This window comes from Ancylobacter moscoviensis, from assembly GCF_007559435.1.
GTDB lineage: Bacteria > Pseudomonadota > Alphaproteobacteria > Rhizobiales > Xanthobacteraceae > Ancylobacter > Ancylobacter moscoviensis.
The window spans coordinates 294,534-309,775 of record NZ_VMBP01000003.1 but is presented as its reverse complement, the minus strand read 5'-3'; the positions used below and the strand labels follow the sequence as shown (position 1 = coordinate 309,775).

16 protein-coding genes are annotated in these 15,242 nt (G+C 68.9%); 4 read left to right on the top strand and 12 right to left on the bottom strand.

Annotation, left to right across the window (positions count from 1 at the left end; genetic code table 11):
* Both exbD and FO470_RS11495 read left to right on the top strand, forming a co-directional pair.
* Window positions 1-525, top strand: a complete 525-nt coding sequence (gene exbD / locus FO470_RS11500) for a TonB system transport protein ExbD (RefSeq protein WP_144343096.1) — start codon at window positions 1-3, stop codon at window positions 523-525.
* Window positions 522-1,391, top strand: coding sequence for an energy transducer TonB family protein (locus tag FO470_RS11495; protein ID WP_144343095.1), 870 nt, complete (start codon window positions 522-524; stop codon window positions 1,389-1,391). The genes exbD and FO470_RS11495 overlap by 4 nt, the downstream gene beginning before the upstream one ends.
* A gap of 20 nt (window positions 1,392-1,411) precedes the next feature.
* Here the strand turns inward: FO470_RS11495 and FO470_RS11490 are convergent, their stop codons facing one another.
* The 6 genes from FO470_RS11490 to FO470_RS11465 all read right to left on the bottom strand — a co-directional run bounded on the left by FO470_RS11490 (window position 1,412) and on the right by FO470_RS11465 (window position 7,685).
* Window positions 1,412-1,909, bottom strand: coding sequence for a GNAT family N-acetyltransferase (locus FO470_RS11490; protein WP_144343094.1), 498 nt, complete (start codon window positions 1,907-1,909; stop codon window positions 1,412-1,414).
* A gap of 20 nt (window positions 1,910-1,929) precedes the next feature.
* Entirely contained in the window at window positions 1,930-2,925 is a 996-nt protein-coding gene (locus tag FO470_RS11485) for a dipeptide ABC transporter ATP-binding protein (RefSeq protein ID WP_144343275.1), read from the bottom strand.
* A gap of 17 nt (window positions 2,926-2,942) precedes the next feature.
* Entirely contained in the window at window positions 2,943-3,932 is a 990-nt protein-coding gene (locus FO470_RS11480; protein ID WP_144343093.1) for an ABC transporter ATP-binding protein, read from the bottom strand.
* A complete protein-coding gene (locus FO470_RS11475) occupies window positions 3,932-4,813 on the bottom strand; it encodes an ABC transporter permease subunit (protein WP_144343274.1) in 882 nt (293 codons plus the stop codon). The genes FO470_RS11480 and FO470_RS11475 overlap by 1 nt, the downstream gene beginning before the upstream one ends.
* A gap of 58 nt (window positions 4,814-4,871) precedes the next feature.
* The gene (locus FO470_RS11470; RefSeq protein ID WP_144343092.1) at window positions 4,872-5,885 is read right to left on the bottom strand and encodes an ABC transporter permease subunit; all 1,014 of its coding nucleotides are present in this window, start codon (window positions 5,883-5,885) and stop codon (window positions 4,872-4,874) included.
* A 201-nt stretch (window positions 5,886-6,086) separates the two neighbouring features.
* Window positions 6,087-7,685 (bottom strand): ABC transporter substrate-binding protein, encoded by a 1,599-nt coding sequence (locus FO470_RS11465; RefSeq protein ID WP_418655052.1) that lies wholly within the window; start codon window positions 7,683-7,685, stop codon window positions 6,087-6,089.
* A gap of 278 nt (window positions 7,686-7,963) precedes the next feature.
* Between FO470_RS11465 and FO470_RS11460 the strand changes: the two genes are divergently transcribed.
* Window positions 7,964-9,199, top strand: a complete 1,236-nt coding sequence (locus FO470_RS11460; RefSeq protein ID WP_144343091.1) for an acyl-CoA dehydrogenase — start codon at window positions 7,964-7,966, stop codon at window positions 9,197-9,199.
* A 120-nt stretch (window positions 9,200-9,319) separates the two neighbouring features.
* Here FO470_RS11460 and FO470_RS11455 read toward each other — a convergent pair whose 3' ends face one another.
* The 6 genes from FO470_RS11455 to FO470_RS11435 form a co-directional block, all read right to left on the bottom strand.
* Window positions 9,320-9,721 (bottom strand): methylglyoxal synthase, encoded by a 402-nt coding sequence (locus FO470_RS11455; RefSeq protein WP_144343090.1) that lies wholly within the window; start codon window positions 9,719-9,721, stop codon window positions 9,320-9,322.
* On the bottom strand, window positions 9,718-10,167 hold the full coding sequence (locus FO470_RS11450) for an RrF2 family transcriptional regulator (RefSeq protein WP_144343089.1): 450 nt from the start codon (window positions 10,165-10,167) through the stop codon (window positions 9,718-9,720). The genes FO470_RS11455 and FO470_RS11450 overlap by 4 nt, the downstream gene beginning before the upstream one ends.
* A gap of 97 nt (window positions 10,168-10,264) precedes the next feature.
* The gene (locus FO470_RS19540; RefSeq protein ID WP_186291932.1) at window positions 10,265-10,411 is read right to left on the bottom strand and encodes a hypothetical protein; all 147 of its coding nucleotides are present in this window, start codon (window positions 10,409-10,411) and stop codon (window positions 10,265-10,267) included.
* Between the two features lie 57 nt (window positions 10,412-10,468).
* Window positions 10,469-11,794: an ATP-dependent DNA helicase gene (locus FO470_RS11445; RefSeq protein WP_144343088.1), complete on the bottom strand. Its 1,326-nt coding sequence runs from the start codon at window positions 11,792-11,794 to the stop codon at window positions 10,469-10,471.
* 194 nt (window positions 11,795-11,988) lie between these two features.
* Window positions 11,989-12,831, bottom strand: coding sequence for an EamA family transporter (locus tag FO470_RS11440; RefSeq protein WP_144343087.1), 843 nt, complete (start codon window positions 12,829-12,831; stop codon window positions 11,989-11,991).
* Between the two features lie 269 nt (window positions 12,832-13,100).
* Window positions 13,101-14,561: an NAD-dependent succinate-semialdehyde dehydrogenase gene (locus FO470_RS11435; RefSeq protein ID WP_144343086.1), complete on the bottom strand. Its 1,461-nt coding sequence runs from the start codon at window positions 14,559-14,561 to the stop codon at window positions 13,101-13,103.
* Window positions 14,562-14,710: 149 nt separating this feature from the next.
* Between FO470_RS11435 and FO470_RS11430 the strand changes: the two genes are divergently transcribed.
* The gene (locus FO470_RS11430) at window positions 14,711-15,232 is read left to right on the top strand and encodes an MgtC/SapB family protein (RefSeq protein ID WP_144343085.1); all 522 of its coding nucleotides are present in this window, start codon (window positions 14,711-14,713) and stop codon (window positions 15,230-15,232) included.
* Window positions 15,233-15,242 lie beyond the last annotated feature (10 nt).

The following is a 15,242-nucleotide window of genomic DNA, read 5'->3' as shown; positions in this document are numbered from 1 at the left end:
ATGGCCGCCAAGCTCCAGAGCAGCGACAGCGACGATCTCGTCGAGAACCACGAGATCAACGTCACGCCGTTCATCGACGTGATCCTGGTGCTGCTGATCATCTTCATGGTGGCCGCCCCGCTCTCCACCGTCGACGTGGCGGTGGACCTGCCGGCCTCCAATGCGCAGGTGCAGCCGCGCCCCGACAAGCCCGTCTACCTCACCGTGAAGGATGATCTCGTCCTCGCCCTCGGCAATGAGGACATCGCGCGCGGCGAACTCGGCGCCACGCTGGACCGCACCACCGAAGGCAAGCGCGACACGCGCATCTTCCTGCGCGCCGACAAGGCGGTCGCCTATGGCGACCTGATGGAGGTGATGAACCTCCTGCGCGCGGCGGGCTATCTCAAGATCGCGCTGGTCGGGCTGGAAATGGCCGGCCAGCCGGCCGCCGCGCCGGGTGCTCCGGCGGGTGCTGCCCCCGCTGGCGCGGCCCCCGCGAACCCGGCTCCCGCGGCTCCTGCCTCGGGGGCGCCGGCCCCATGAGCCTTCTGCTGCTCAAGGGTGGCCCGCGCCACAAGCTGCGCGAGGCCGGCATCTGGCTGACCTGCGGCGCCGTCGTGCTGGCGGTGCATGGCGGGGCGCTCGGCTACATGATGTCCGAGCCGCCGATCGTCGCGGCCGAAGAGCCGGCGGCGATCATGATCGAGCTTGCCGAGATGCCGGTCGCGCCGGAGTCCGAGCCGCTGGAGCTGCCGCCCGGCCCGCAGATGGTGGAAGCGCCGGAAAAAGTCGAGGAAGAGGTTCCGCCCGATCCTCTTGCCAAGGACGAGGACGTGCCGCCGCCCGAGCCCGTGGAGGAAGAGGAGCCGGTGCCGGAAGTGACCGAGTCGCCGGCCCCCGAGATCGAGGTGCCGTTGCCTCCGCCTCCACCGCTTGCCGCCGAGCTGAAGCCGCGCGAGAAGAAGCCCGATCCGCCGAAGCAACGGCCGAAGCCGAAGCCCAAGCCGCGCGAGCGCGACAAGAGCGACAAGCCCCCGGCGCCGCGCACCACCTCCGCGCCGTCGCTCGACGCGGCGCGCTCGGACCGTGTCGCCGCCCCGACTTCCGGTGCGTCGTCGGCGAATAGCCGGGCGCCCGCCAATTGGCGCTCGCGGCTGATGGCCCATCTCAACCGCCACAAGCGCTATCCCGGCGGGGCGAGCGGCAGCGGACGGGCGCGGGTGTCCTTCTCGATCAACCGTTCCGGCCAGGTGCTCTCGGCACGGCTGGCCGGCAGCTCGGGCAATCCGGCCTTCGATCAGGAGGCGGTCGCCATGGTCCGCCGTGCCTCGCCGGTCCCAGCGCCACCGCCGGAAGTGCCGGGTGGCACCATCGTCTTCACCGTGCCGGTACAGTTCAGCCCGCGGTAATGGCGGGTGAGGACGGGGAGCTAGCCGAGATCGGCGAAGGCCGGCGCGTGGCGCAGGTCGCCGGTGCGCGCCGGCAGGTCGCCATCGAGAGCCAGCGCCATGAAGTACGGCCCGGCATAGGGCGAGGCGAAACCGGCGGCGAGCCCGGCATCGAAGCCGAAGCGGCGGTAATAGTTCGGCTCGCCCAGCACGAAGATGGTCTGCCAGCCGTGACGGAGGGCATGGTCGATGGCGGCGTGCACCAGTGCGGCGCCGATGCCCTGTCGCTGCCGGTCCGGCCGCACCGCCAGCGGGCCGAGCGCGAGGGCGCGCAGCGGCGCCGCCATGCGGCTGAGCAGAACATGGCCGAGCAATGCCTCGTCCGCGCCCGTGCCCTCGACCGCGACGAGCGACAGCACCACGTCACCGTCCGCCCGCAGGCGGTCGACGAGATCGGCCTCGACCGGCTGGCCGAAGGCGGCGCGGTTCAGCGCATGCACCGCCCTCCGGTCGGCGGCCGTCTCCGGGCGGATGTCCATCTCGCCAGACGAGCCGGTGCTCAGCTTACGGCCCAGCAGGCGACGAGCTGGGCGCCCTTGCGCTCCAGCGGCGGCATCTCCACCCGGCAGCGGTCCATCACCAGCGGGCAGCGCGGGTTGAAGGGGCAGCCCTTGGGCGGATTGAAGGGCGAGGGCAGCTCGCCTTCCAGCACGATGCGCTCTTTCCTGGCCTCGGGATCGGCCACCGGCGTCGCCGAGAGCAGCGCGCGTGTATAGGGGTGCTTGGGCGCGCCAAAGATGGCGTCGCGCGGGCCGTGCTCGACGGCGCGGCCGAGATACATCACCAGCACCTCGTCGGCCATGTGCCGGACCACGCCGAGGTCATGGCTGACGAACACATAGGCGACGCCGAGGCTCTCCTGCAGTTCGACCAGCAGGTTCAGCACCTGCGCCCGCACGGAGACGTCGAGGGCCGAGACCGGCTCGTCGAGCACGAGGATTTTCGGCCGCAGCACCAGCGCGCGGGCGATGGCGATGCGCTGGCGCTGGCCGCCGGAGAACATGTGCGGGTAGCGCCCGTGATGCTCCGGCCGCAGGCCGACGCGCTTCATCATGTCGAGCGCCCGCTCGCGCCGCTCAGTGGCGGAGAGGGTGGTGTTGACCAGCAGCGGCTCCTCGATCGCCTTGCCCACCGTCTGGCGCGGGTTGAGCGAGCCGTAGGGGTTCTGGAACACCATCTGCACCTCGCCCCGGTAGCGGCGCCGCGTGGCGGCGTCGGCTTCCGCGACATCGGTGTCGTCGAGGCGCAGCGCGCCCGAGCCGGGGCGCTCGATCAGGGTGAGCATGCGGGCCAGCGTCGACTTGCCGGAGCCGGATTCGCCGACGACGGCAAGCGTTGAGCGCGGCGCGAGGCGGAAGCTGACGCCGGCCACCGCCTTGACCGTCGCCGATTTGGCGAACAGCCCGCGCGACACTTCGTAGCTCTGCGCGAGGTCGACCGCCTCCATCACCGCGTCGGTGGAGGTGCGGGTGGGGAGGGCGGCCTCCGTGGCCATGGTGGGAACAGGTTCGCTCATGCCGCGATCTCCCGGCGTTGCGGCACGCCCGCGAGCAGCGGGGTGTGGCACAGCGCGAAGCCGAACTCCGCTCCCGCGCGCGGCGGCGGCACGTTGCGGCAGGTGTCGGTGGCGAAGCGGCAGCGTGGCGAGAACAGGCAGCCCTTCGGCCGGTCGGCCAGCCCCGGCACCACGCCGGGAATGGAGGGCAGCATCCGCCCCTGCGCGCGCTCGGGCAGCGCCGCGAGCAGGGCGGCGGTGTAGGGGTGGTGCGGATCGCGGAACAGGCCGCGCGTCTCCTGCATCTCCACTTGCTGGCCGGCATAGTGCACGCAGACCCGCTGCGCCGTCTCCGCCACCACGCCCATGTCATGGGTGATCAGCACGAGGCCCACGCCGCTGTCCTTCTGCAGGCGGAGCAGAAGGTCCAGTATCTGCGCCTGTATCGTCACGTCGAGCGCGGTGGTCGGCTCGTCGGCGATGATCAGCTTCGGCTTGCAGGCGAGCGCCATGGCGATCATCACGCGCTGGCTCATGCCGCCGGAGAGCTGGTGCGGGAAGGCGCTCAGCCGCCGCTCCGGTTCGGGGATGCCGACCAGTTCCAGCAGCTCGACCGCCCGCGCCTGCCGCTCGGCACGCGAGAGGTCGAGATGCGCCTTCATCGCCTCGCGGATCTGGAAGCCGACGGTGAAGCAGGGGTTCAGGCTCGACATCGGTTCCTGGAAGATCATGGCGAGGTCGCGCCCGATGATCTTCCGCCGCCCGCGGGCGGAGAGGGCGAGCATGTCGCGCCCGTCGAAGGTCAGCCGGTCGGCCGTCACCGTGGCGGTCCACGGCAGGAGGCCCATCACCGCCAGCATGGCGACCGACTTGCCGGAGCCGCTTTCGCCGACGATGGCGACCAGCTCGCCCGCCTCGACGTCGAGGTCGACCCCGTCCACCGCGCGGAACGGGCCGCGCGAGGTGGCGAAGGTGACGGACAGGTTGCGGATGGAGAGCAGGGGCATCAGCTTCTCCTCAGCTTCGGGTCGAGCGCATCGCGCAGGCCGTCGCCCATCAGGTTGATCGCCACCACGGTGACGAGGATGGCGAGGCCCGGCAGCGTCACGATCCACGGCGCCGAGCGGATGAACTCGCGGCTGTCGGCCAACATGGCGCCCCATTCCGGGGTCGGCGGCTGCGCGCCGAGGCCGAGGAAGCCGAGCGCGGCGGCCTCGAGGATGGCGTCGGAAATGCCGAGCGCCGCCTGCACGATCAGCGGCGCGAGGCAGTTCGGCAGCACGGTGACGAACATCAGCCGGAGCTTGCCGACGCCGGCGACCTGCGCCGCGACGACGTATTCCTTCGACAGCTCGGCGATGGCGGCGGCGCGCACCAGGCGCACATAGCGCGGCAGATAGACCACCGTGACGGCGATGATGGTGTTGGCGAGGCTCGGCCCCAGCACCGCCACCACGAGGATGGCGAGCACGAGGCTGGGGATCGCCACCACCACGTCCATGATCCGCATCACCACCACCTCGACGACGCCGCGCATGAAGGCGCTGGCGAGGCCGAGCACGATGCCCAGCGCCACCGAGACGACCATCACGGAGAGGCCGATGCCGAGCGAGATGCGCGCGCCGTAGATGAGGCGCGAGAGCACGTCGCGCCCCACCGCGTCGGTGCCGAAGGGGAACTGCCAGCTTCCGCCCGCCCAGACTGGCGGCTGCTGCACGAACTGCCGGAACTGCTCGACCGGGGAGTGCGGCGCCACCCATGGGGCGAAGATCGCCAGCAGCGCGATGAACGCCACCACCATGAGGCCGAGCACCGCGCCACGGTTCTCGCTGAAGGCGGACCAGAAGGCGCGCAGCGAGGAAACCTCGGGCGGCACCGTTTCTACCATGGCAATGGCGGCGGGATCGAAGGCCGGGCCTTCCCTCATGTTGTCACCCGCCATGCTGTCACCCGCCATGACGGATCCTCGGGTTGATCGCGACATAGAGCAGATCGACGATGAGATTCACGAGGATGACGATGCCCGAGATCAGCATGATGCCGCCCTGCAGGGCCGGGTAGTCGCGGCGCGAGATCGACTCGATCAGCCATTTGCCGACCCCCGGCCAGGCGAAGATGGTCTCGGTCAGCACCGCGCCGGCGAGCAGTGTGCCGGTCTGCAGGCCGATCACCGTCACCACGGGGATCAGCGCGTTGCGCAGCGCGTGCAGCCCTACCACCCGCAGCGGCGAGAGGCCCTTGGCGCGGGCGGTGCGCACATAGTCCTCGCCCAGCACCTCCAGCATGGAGGAGCGCGTCATGCGGGCGATGACGGCGAGCGGGATGGTGCCGAGCACGATGGAGGGCAGGATGAGGTGCGCCACCGCCGCGCCGAACGCGCCCTCCTGGTCGGAGAGCAGGCTGTCGATCAGCATGAAGCCGGTGACGGGCTCGAAATAGTAGTTGATCAGGTCCATGCGGCCGGAGACGGGCGTCAGCCCGAGATATTCCGACATGAACATGATCAGCAGCAGGCCCCACCAGAAGATCGGCATGGAATAGCCCGCCAGCGCCGCCGTCATCACCGTGTGGTCGAAGATGGAACCGCGCTTCACGGCGGCCAGCACGCCGGCCGGAATGCCGAGCACGATGGCGAAGACCAGCGCGCAGAAGGCGAGTTCCAGCGTCGCCGGGAAGAGGATGAGGAATTCGTTCAGCACCGGCGTCTTGGTGACGATGGAAACGCCGAAATCGCCGTGCAGCAGGCCGTTCGCATAGTCGAGGAACTGCTGCCAGATCGGCCGGTCGAGGCCGAGCTCGTGGCGGAACTGGGCGAGGCGCTCGGGCGAGATGCCGCGTTCGCCGGTGCGCACCTCGATGGGGTCGCCCGGCACCAGGCGCACCGCGACGAAGGTGACGAACATCAGCGCCACGAAGGTCGGCAGCGTCAGCGCGACGCGGCGGAGAAAGAGTTTCAGCATGTCGGTGCGGGGGATCCCGTCGAGGCGGTGTGGCTGCCGGACGTGTCGCGGTCGGACGCATCGTGGCCGGGCATGTCCCGGCCGGGTGCGTCCCGGTCATCCACGATGCCGCCTGCGTGCAAGGCGTGGATCCCCGGGCCGCAGCCCGGGGATGACGGTGAAGCGGTGATGGCCACGCCCGGCGGCGTCGGCCTTTTCATGTCACTTCAGGTCGACGCCGTAGAATTCATGCCGGCCGAAGGGGCTGACCTTGTAGTCGACCACTTCCTTCCGGGTCGGCTCGTAGACCACCGAATGGGCGATGGTGAACCAGGGCGCCTCTTCCTTGAAGATCACCTGCGCCTGCTCGTAGAGCTTGGTGCGCTCGTCCTTGTCGGCGATGGTGCGGGCCTTGGTGATCAGCGCGTCGAAGTCCTTGTTGCACCACTTGGCGAGATTCTGGCCGCCCTTGCGCGCGGCGGGGCAGCCGAGCAGGAAGAAGAAGTTGTCCGGGTCGCCATTGTCGCCGGTCCAGCCGAGCTGGCCGGTCATGTGCTCGCCTTCCTGCATGCGCTTGCGGTACTCACCCCACTCATAGGAGACGAGCTTGGCGTTGATGCCGAGCTTGGAGAGATCGGACTGCATCATCTCGGCGATGCGCTTGGCGTTGGGGTTGTAGGGGCGCTGCACCGGCATCCACCACAGGTCGATGTCGAGCGGCGTCTTCACGCCCGCCGCCGCCAGCATGGCCTTGGCCTTCTCCGGGTCGTAGGCGTAGTCCTTCACGGCGGTGTTGTAGGACCAGATGGTCGGCGGGATCGGATTGACCGCCGCCTGACCGGCGCCCTGGTAGACGTCCTTGATGATCGCCGCCTTGTCGATCGCCAGGTTGAAGGCCTGCCGGACCTCCTTCTTGTCGAAGGGGGGCTTCTCGACGTTGAAGGCCCAGTAGGCGATGTTCAGGCCCGGCTGCGAGAGCAGGTTCACCGCCGGGTCGGTCTTCATGCCGGCGATGTCGGCCGGGTTGGGCGCGATCATCACATGGCACTCGCCCTTCTTCAGCTTGGCGTAGCGCGCGGTCGGGTCGGGGGTGATGGCGTAGACGAGGTTGTCGATCTTGGCCGGGCCCTCAAAATAGGCCGGGAACGCCTTGAAGCGGATCACCGCGTCCTTCTGGTAGGTCACGAACTGGAAGGGGCCGGTGCCGACCGGAATCTGGTCGAGCTGTTCGGGCGCGCCCTTCTTCAGCAGGAAGTCGGCATATTCCTTCGACATGATCGTGGCGAAGTCCATCGCGAGGTTCGCCAGCATCGGCGCGTTCGGCTCGGTCAGCACGAACTTCACCGTGTAGTCGTCCACCTTGTCGATCGACTTGAGCAGGCCGGGCATGCCCATGTCGTTGAAGTAGTCATACGCGCCGCCCGTAACCTTGTGATACGGGTTCTCGGGCTTCCACTGGCGCTCGAACGAGAACAGCACGTCGTCGGCGTTGAAGTCGCGGGTCGGCGTGAAGCCGTTGACGCCCGAGTGGAACTTCACCCCCTTGCGCAGCTTGAAGGTGATCTCCTTGCCGTCGTCGCTCACCGTCCAGCTCTCGGCGAGGGCGGGAACGACGTTGGTGGTGCCGCGCTCGAATTCGACGAGCTGGTTGTAGACCGGGCGCGCCGCGTCGAAGCTGGTGCCGGTGATGTTGAGCGCGGGCGTGAAGTTTTCCGGGCTGCCTTCGGAGCAGTAGACCAGCGTCTTGGCCGCGTAGGCGGGCGCCGCGAACGCGGTGAGCATGGCAGCCGCAAGGGCCACTTTCGTGTTGATGGCCGGCATGGAATTAGTCCCCTCTTGAGGACGGCGGCTGGCGTTCCCTGTTGATCGGGATGGCCGGTTTTTGGTCGCCGCGGTCCGATCTCGAAACTGAAACACGTGTCCGAATATTGCGCAATCACACCCCACCCCCCGACCAAAGTCGCATGACGCAGGGGAGCCTTGAAGCCGCGCGCCGGGTCGGCAACCCGCCGGATGCATCCTGCCGTGCGAAGTTGTAAGAGCATGGAGCCGGCGTCATCCGTCGCTCGTCGCCGCCGGCTCGTTCGGGAGATTTTCTCATGAGTGCCGCGCCGTCTTCCGCTCTCGCCGCCGCATCGGCCCCCGCCAAGCCGGCACGGGCCGTCTTCGACTGGGCCGATCCGTTCGGCCTCGATGACCAGCTCACCGAGGAGGAGCGGCTGGTTCGCGACACGGCGCGCGACTACGCGCAGGAGAAGCTGCTGCCGCGCGTCGCCTCCGCTTTCATGGAGGAGCGCTTCGACCGTGAGATCATGAACGAGATGGGTGAGCTGGGCCTGCTCGGTCCCACCATCCCGGAGGAATATGGCGGCGCCGGCCTCGGCTATGTCTCCTACGGCCTCGTCGCGCGGGAGGTGGAGCGGGTGGATTCCGGCTACCGCTCGGCCATGAGCGTGCAGTCCTCGCTCGTCATGCACCCGATCAACGCCTATGGCAGCGAGGCGCAGAAGCGCAAGTTCCTGCCGAAGCTGGCCACCGGCGAGCTGATCGGCTGCTTCGGCCTCACCGAGCCGGATGCCGGCTCCGACCCCGCCGGCATGCGCACCCGCGCCGAGAAGATCGACGGCGGCTATCGTCTCACCGGCTCGAAGATGTGGATCACCAATTCGCCCATCGCCGATGTCGCGGTGGTGTGGGCGAAGTCTGCCGCCCATGACAACGAGATCCGCGGCTTCCTGCTGGAGCGCGGCATGAAGGGCTTCTCGACCCCGAAGATCGAGAACAAGCTCTCGCTGCGCGCCTCCATCACCGGCGAGATCGTGATGGACGGCGTCGAGGTGCCGGAGGAGAACCTGCTGCCGACCGTTTCCGGCCTCAAGGGCCCGTTCGGCTGCCTCAACCGCGCCCGCTTCGGCATCGGCTGGGGCGTGATGGGCGCGGCGGAGGCCTGCTACACCTCGGCGCGCCAGTACACGCTGGACCGCAAGCAGTTCGGCAAGCCGCTGGCGGCGACGCAGCTCATCCAGAAGAAGCTCGCGGACATGGCGACCGAAATCGCGCTGGGCCTCCAGCTCGCGCTGCGCGCCGGCCGTCTGTTCGACGAGGGGCAACTCCCCGTCGAGGCCATCTCGATGCTGAAGCGCAACAATTGCGGCAAGGCGCTCGACATCGCCCGCCTCGCCCGCGACATGCACGGCGGCAACGGCATCTCCGGCGAGTTCCCGGTCATGCGGCACATGGTGAACCTCGAGACGGTGAACACCTATGAGGGCACGCACGACATTCACGCCCTGATCCTCGGCCGGGCGATTACCGGGCATCAGGCGTTCTTCTGAGGGTCTCGAAGCAGCCCGCCATCCCCGGGCTTGACCCGGGAATCCACGGCTTTCCTCACGCGCCAAGAAATGGATGGCCGGGCCCAGCCCGACCATGACGACGTTACTGCGGGAGGTTGTCTATTCGTCCGCCGCCACGGCCGCGATCAGCATCTGCGCGGTGGCGGGGTTGAGCGCCAGCGGGATGTCGTAGACCAGAGCCACCCGCATCAGCGCCTTCACGTCGACGTCGTGCGGCTGCGCGGTCAGCGGGTCGACGAAGAACACCAGCGCCCGCACCCGGCCCTCGGCGATCAGCGCGCCGATCTGTTGGTCGCCGCCCAGCGGGCCGCTCTTCAGCCGCGTCAGCCGCAGCTCCGGGCAGGCTTCGAGGATGCGCCCGCCCGTCGTGCCGGTGGCGACGATCTGGAAACGGGCGAGGACGTGCCGGTGGGCGATGGCCCAGGCGACCATCTCGTCCTTCTTGCTGTCATGGGCGACGAGGCCGACGAGGCCCGGTCCAAGCGAGGCACCCAGCGTCATATGTTGTACATGAGGTCTGCGTTGGGCGTTTCGGCGAAGACGATCATGTCCTGCAGCGACATGCCGTCGAGGATGTCCGACATGGCGTCGCGCACCTTGCTCATGGTGATGCGCACCGAGCAGGTCTTAAGGTCCTCGCAGTCCTGGCAGGGGACGTAGGCGCTCTTGCTGGCGCAGTTGATCGGCGCCAGCGGCCCGTCCAGCGTGCGGATGATGTGGCCGATGCGGATCTCGCGGGGCGACTTGGCGAGCGCATAGCCGCCGCCCGGCCCCTTCTTCGAGCGCAGCATGCCGGCGTTGCGCAGTTCGAGCAGGATCGCGTCGAGGAACTTCTTGGGGATATTGTTCGCGGTGGCGATTTCCTGGCCCATCGCGCTCGATCCCGGTTCGAGCCGCGCAAGGAACAGCATGGCCTTCAGGCCGTACTTGCCTTTGTTGGTCAACATATCCGCATATCACCCAGCACGCGCGGCCGGAGCGAATCTCCGCCGGCAACACGCTATATAGATGGTAGATCAGTCGGACTTTTACCAGAAGGCGAAATCAGCGGGCGGTTTCCGCAACGGCGACAGGGGGAGCGGACGGCGCGTCGCGGAACGGCTGCGCGAAAAGGACGGCGCCCACAACGGCGCCATAAGCCAGGGCGAACAGCAGCTTGTCGCGATAACGGCGGATGCCGGCCTGACTCATCGATCCCTCTCCGACTGAGAAGTATAATCTATCAACAATATGGATTTTGTAAAGCCGCTAGGCCGGGGCGAGCGCCGCGCCCGCCTCGAAGGCGGCGGTGAAGGCGGCGACGCGGCGGTCGATGCGGATGTCGGAGGTCCGTAGCGGCCGGGCGAGCGAGAGTCCCTCCAGCGAGCGGGCGCGCGAGAGCGCGACATAGGCCTGCCCTGCGGCGAAGGCGCCGCTGTCGAAGTCGATGCGCACGTCGTCCAGCGTCAGCCCCTGCGCCTTGTGCACCGTCACCGCCCAGGCGGGGACGAGGGGCAGCTGCGTGTAGGTGCCGACCACCTTGGCCGCGACCTTGCCCGTCGCCTCGTCCCAGTCGTAGCGGATGCGCTCCCAGCTGGTGCGCTCGATCTCGACCAGCCCGGCCCCGTCCAGCCGCACGAAGGCGCGGTCAGGCGCGAGGCCGGTGACAGTGCCGACCGAGCCGTTCACCCACTGCTTTTCGGGGTCGTTGCGCACCGTCATCACCCGTGCGCCGATCTTCAGCGCCAGCGTCTCCGGCACCGGCAGGCGGTCATTGGCGAGGTCGAACTCGCCCTCGCTCTTGCCCTCGTAGAGGCGTCCTTCATCGTGCAGGGCGTCGAGGCCGCGCCGGTTGTAGGCGTCGACCCGCATATTGGTCGGCGCCAGCACCACCGGGATGCGCCCCGACCGGTGCTCGCGGTAGGAGGCCTCATTGATGGCGGCCACCGCGTCCGCCACATAGCGGCCGGTGCGCAGCTCGGCGAGGACGCCGACGAAGGCGTCGTCGGTCTGCCGGTGCACCTGCAGGAAGGGCAGGCGCGTCGGCTCCACCTCGCGCAGCACCCGCGCGTCGAAGGCGAAGGGGCCCTCATAGCCGAGATGGCCGAGGATCTCGCGCTCGGCCGTGGGCACCACCGGTGGCAATTGCAGGAAATCGCCGACCAGCACCACCTGCACCCCGCCGAAAGGCTCGGGGTTGCCGCGCGCGATGCGCAAGGACCGGTCCACGGCGTCGAGAACGTCCGCCCGCACCATCGAGATCTCGTCGATGACGAGGCGTTCCAGCTTCTTCATCAGCGTGCGCTTCGGCGAGCGCGGCTTCACCTGGTCGGGGTCGACGAGGCGCGGCGGCAGGCCGAAGAAGGAATGGATGGTCTGCCCGCCGAGCTGCAGCGCGGCGACGCCGGTCGGCGCGAGAAAGGCCTGCCGGCCGCCGCCATGCCGCCGGAGCGCGTGCAGGAAGGTGGTCTTTCCCGTGCCCGCGCCGCCCAGCACCATCACCAGCGGCGCGCCGGAGCCGACCACGGCGAGCGGTCCGGCGAAGGCGTTCTCCGGGATGGCGGGACGAATCGGCAGCGACGTTTTCTCGTTCATCGGCGCAATGGAGCACAGGAGGGACGACGGGGCGAATATGGGGACGGCTTCCGTGGACCGTCATCCCCGGGGCTTGGCCCGGGGATCCACGACTTGGGCTGGTCGCACGGCGTTCCCGAAGACGTGGATGGCCGGGCCAAGCCCGGCCATGACGGCATGCGGGTGGACCGCGTCTGACCGATCTTCTCGATGATTCAATGCAGCTTGATCAGCGCCAGCCCGGCGACGATGAGGGCGGCGGCGAGGATGCGCTCGCGGCGCAGCGGCTCGTGCAGCACCACCACGGCGATGACCGCGCCGAACAGCACGCCGGATTCGCGCACCGCCGCGACGAGGCCGATGGGCGCCTTCGTCATCGCCCAGATCGAGATCCAGTAGGCGGCGAGCGACATCGCCCCGCCGGCGAAGCCCGGCCCGATGAAGGAGAGCGTCGGCGCCAGCGCGCGCGGCCCCTTCCAGGCGAGGCCGACGAGGGTGATCAGCAGGCTGTCCATCACGAACAGCCAGGAGGTGTAGAGGTGCGGCGAGGAGGCGCTGCGCGCCCCGAGGCCGTCGACCAGCGTGTAGGCGGTGATGGAAAGGCCGCACATCAGCGCGAGGCGTAGCGCCGTGCGGTCGAAGGCGGCGAAGCCGGCCCGGCGCCAGGCGATGGTCAGGATGCCGAGCGCCAGCAGCGCCACGCCGAGGAAGCCCTGGGCGTCCACCGCCTCGCCCACCAGCGTCACCGAGAGGATGGTGGTGAGCAGCGGCGCGCTGCCCCGCGCGATGGGATAGACGAGCCCCATGTCGGCGCGCCGGTAGGCGCCGCTCAGCGTCAGATAGTAGACGAGATGGATGAGGACCGAGGCGAGGATCCACGGCCAGACATGCGGCTCCGGCAGGCCGAGATAAAGCGCCACCGGCAGGGCGATGATGCCGCAGGCGGCATTGACCAGCACCACGGCGAGGAAGGGATCGAGCCGGATCTTGAGGACGGCGTTCCAGCCCGCATGCATCGCGGCGGCGGCGATGACCGCCATGAAGACGCTGGGTTCCATGAATGGGGGACAGGCCTCAGGGGGCGATTCGTAAATTGCTGCGTGCGCGCAAGCTTAGCTGGAGAGCGTCGTGGAGCGCCGCATCTTCTACCGTCGGTGGATCGATCGACGTGGAGCCTGCCGATAACCGCCAGATCCGCCGTCATCCCCGGGCTCGGCCCGGGGATCCACGACGTCCTGCATGGAACCGGACCAAGGCGTGAATGCCCGGGCCAAGCCCGGGCATGACGTTCGACAGGGGAGTGGCCGCCTGCGAGGGCGGCCCCGTCTCACACACCCAGCTGGGTGACGAACTTGGTGTTCACATAGGCTTCCATGGCCTCGGTGCCGCCTTCCGAGCCGTAGCCGGAATCCTTGATGCCACCGAAGGGCGTCTCCGGCAAAGCGAGGCCGTGGTGGTTGATCGAGACCATGCCGCTTTCCACCCGGCGGGCGAACTCGTCGGCGCGGGCGGAGGAGGTGGTGTAGGCATAGGCGGCGAGCCCGTAGGGCAGGCGGTTCGCCTCCTCGATCACCGCTTCGGTGGAGGAGAAGGGCATGATCGGGACGATCGGCCCGAAGGGCTCCTCGTTGAGGATGCGCGCGTCGGCCGGCAGGTCGGTCAGCACGGTGGGCTGGAAGAAATAGCCCTTGTTGCCGATGCGCGAGCCGCCGGCGCGCAGCGTGGCACCCTTGGAAACGGCGTCGGCGGTCAGCGCCTCCATCGCCTCGACGCGGCGCGGATTGGCCAGTGGGCCCATGCGCACGCCCTCGTCGAGGCCGTTGCCGACCTTGATCGCCTGCACCGCCTCGGTGAAGCCGTCGACGAAGCGGGCATAGATGTCCTCGTGCACGAGGAAGCGGGTCGGCGAGACGCAGACCTGCCCGGCATTGCGGAACTTGGCGCCGGAGAGCAGCTTCACCGCCACGTCGACGTCGGCGTCCTCGAACACCACGGCCGGGGCATGGCCGCCGAGTTCCATGGTGACGCGCTTCATGTGCGCGCCGGCCAGCGCCGCGAGCTGCTTGCCCACCACGGTCGAGCCGGTGAAGGAGATCTTCTTCACGATCGGGTGCGGGATCAGGTAGCTGGAGATTTCCGCCGGCACGCCGAAGACGAGGTTGACGACGCCCTTGGGCAGGCCGGCATCCTCATAGGCCTTGATCAGCGCGGCGCAGCTCGCCGGGGTCTCCTCCGGTCCCTTCAGGATCACCGCGCAGCCGGCGGCGAGCGCCGCCGAGACCTTGCGAACGGCCTGATTGATCGGGAAGTTCCAGGGCGTGAAGGCGGCGACCACGCCGACCGGCTCGCGGTGGACGATCTGCTGCACGCCGGCGGCGCGGGCGGGAATCAGCCGGCCATACTGGCGGCGGGCTTCCTCGGCGAACCAGTCGATGGTATCGGCGGCCGCCTGCGTCTCCATGCGCGCCTCGGGCAGCGGCTTGCCCTGCTCCATGGTCATGATCTGGGCGATGCTCTCGGCGCGCTCGCGCAGCAGCTCGGCGGCCTTGCGCATCAGCTTGTAGCGCTCGTGCGCGGCGGTGTGGCGCCACACGGCGAAGCCCTTCTCGGCCGCCGCCAGCGCCGCGTCGAGATCGGCCCGGCTGGCATTGGCGAGGGTGCCGATGGTCTCTTCCGTCGCCGGGTTGACGATCGGCTGGGTCGCCGGCGCACCGCCGTGGTTGCTGCCTCCGCGCCACTGGCCGTCGATGAAGAGCAGGACGTCGGGATAGGACACGGAGTGCTGCATGGCCGAACCTTTCAAGCTAGGATGCTGGGCATACCTAATCGCCCCGGCGCCGGACGGGAAGGGGTAAAGGTAGCCTGCCGTAGGGGAATTGGATCCAATTTCGCTTTTCAGCGAAAGTCCGTGCCCCGCGTTGAGTGAGCGGGGCTTTGATGTTCTTCGACGACGCCGATCTCGACAACCTGCTGCGCCTGCTGGCGGCGACCGTCATCGGCATGGTGATCGGCACCAACCGCGACCTGAAGGGCAAGGTCGTGGGCATGCGCACGCTCGGGCTGGTCTGCATGGGGGCGACGCTGGTGTCGCTCACCGCGATCCGCGTCGGCGAGGTCGCGCTGCATCCCGACGCGATGAGCCGCGTCGTGCAGGGGGTGCTTCAGGGCGTGCTGACCGGGGTCGGCTTCATCGGCGCCGGCGTGGTGCTGCGCAGCGACGCGGAGGGGATGCAGGGCCACCGGCTGACGACGGCGGCCACCGTCTGGGCGACCGCCGCGCTGGGCATCGCCTGCGCGCTGGCGAGCTGGCGCCTGATCGCGCTGGGGATGCTCATCACCATGGGGCTTCTGGTGGTGGTGAACCCCATCGAGCGCCTGGTGGAGCGCGTCGCGTCCCGCGCCGGCATCAGGGGCGACAGCGGGCGCCCGCCGGATGACGGGACGCCGGACCCCGGCTGACCGGAGGAAC

Coding starts and splice junctions, on each gene's coding strand:
- exbD (WP_144343096.1), top strand. CDS start 1: ATGGCCGCCAAGCTCCAGAGCAGCGACAGCGACGATCTCGTCGAGAAC.
- FO470_RS11495 (WP_144343095.1), top strand. CDS start 522: ATGAGCCTTCTGCTGCTCAAGGGTGGCCCGCGCCACAAGCTGCGCGAG.
- FO470_RS11490 (WP_144343094.1), bottom strand. CDS start 1,909: ATGGACATCCGCCCGGAGACGGCCGCCGACCGGAGGGCGGTGCATGCG.
- FO470_RS11485 (WP_144343275.1), bottom strand. CDS start 2,925: ATGGCCACGGAGGCCGCCCTCCCCACCCGCACCTCCACCGACGCGGTG.
- FO470_RS11480 (WP_144343093.1), bottom strand. CDS start 3,932: ATGCCCCTGCTCTCCATCCGCAACCTGTCCGTCACCTTCGCCACCTCG.
- FO470_RS11475 (WP_144343274.1), bottom strand. CDS start 4,813: ATGGTAGAAACGGTGCCGCCCGAGGTTTCCTCGCTGCGCGCCTTCTGG.
- FO470_RS11470 (WP_144343092.1), bottom strand. CDS start 5,885: ATGCTGAAACTCTTTCTCCGCCGCGTCGCGCTGACGCTGCCGACCTTC.
- FO470_RS11465 (WP_418655052.1), bottom strand. CDS start 7,685: ATGCCGGCCATCAACACGAAAGTGGCCCTTGCGGCTGCCATGCTCACC.
- FO470_RS11460 (WP_144343091.1), top strand. CDS start 7,964: ATGAGTGCCGCGCCGTCTTCCGCTCTCGCCGCCGCATCGGCCCCCGCC.
- FO470_RS11455 (WP_144343090.1), bottom strand. CDS start 9,721: ATGACGCTGGGTGCCTCGCTTGGACCGGGCCTCGTCGGCCTCGTCGCC.
- FO470_RS11450 (WP_144343089.1), bottom strand. CDS start 10,167: ATGTTGACCAACAAAGGCAAGTACGGCCTGAAGGCCATGCTGTTCCTT.
- FO470_RS19540 (WP_186291932.1), bottom strand. CDS start 10,411: ATGAGTCAGGCCGGCATCCGCCGTTATCGCGACAAGCTGCTGTTCGCC.
- FO470_RS11445 (WP_144343088.1), bottom strand. CDS start 11,794: ATGAACGAGAAAACGTCGCTGCCGATTCGTCCCGCCATCCCGGAGAAC.
- FO470_RS11440 (WP_144343087.1), bottom strand. CDS start 12,831: ATGGAACCCAGCGTCTTCATGGCGGTCATCGCCGCCGCCGCGATGCAT.
- FO470_RS11435 (WP_144343086.1), bottom strand. CDS start 14,561: ATGCAGCACTCCGTGTCCTATCCCGACGTCCTGCTCTTCATCGACGGC.
- FO470_RS11430 (WP_144343085.1), top strand. CDS start 14,711: ATGTTCTTCGACGACGCCGATCTCGACAACCTGCTGCGCCTGCTGGCG.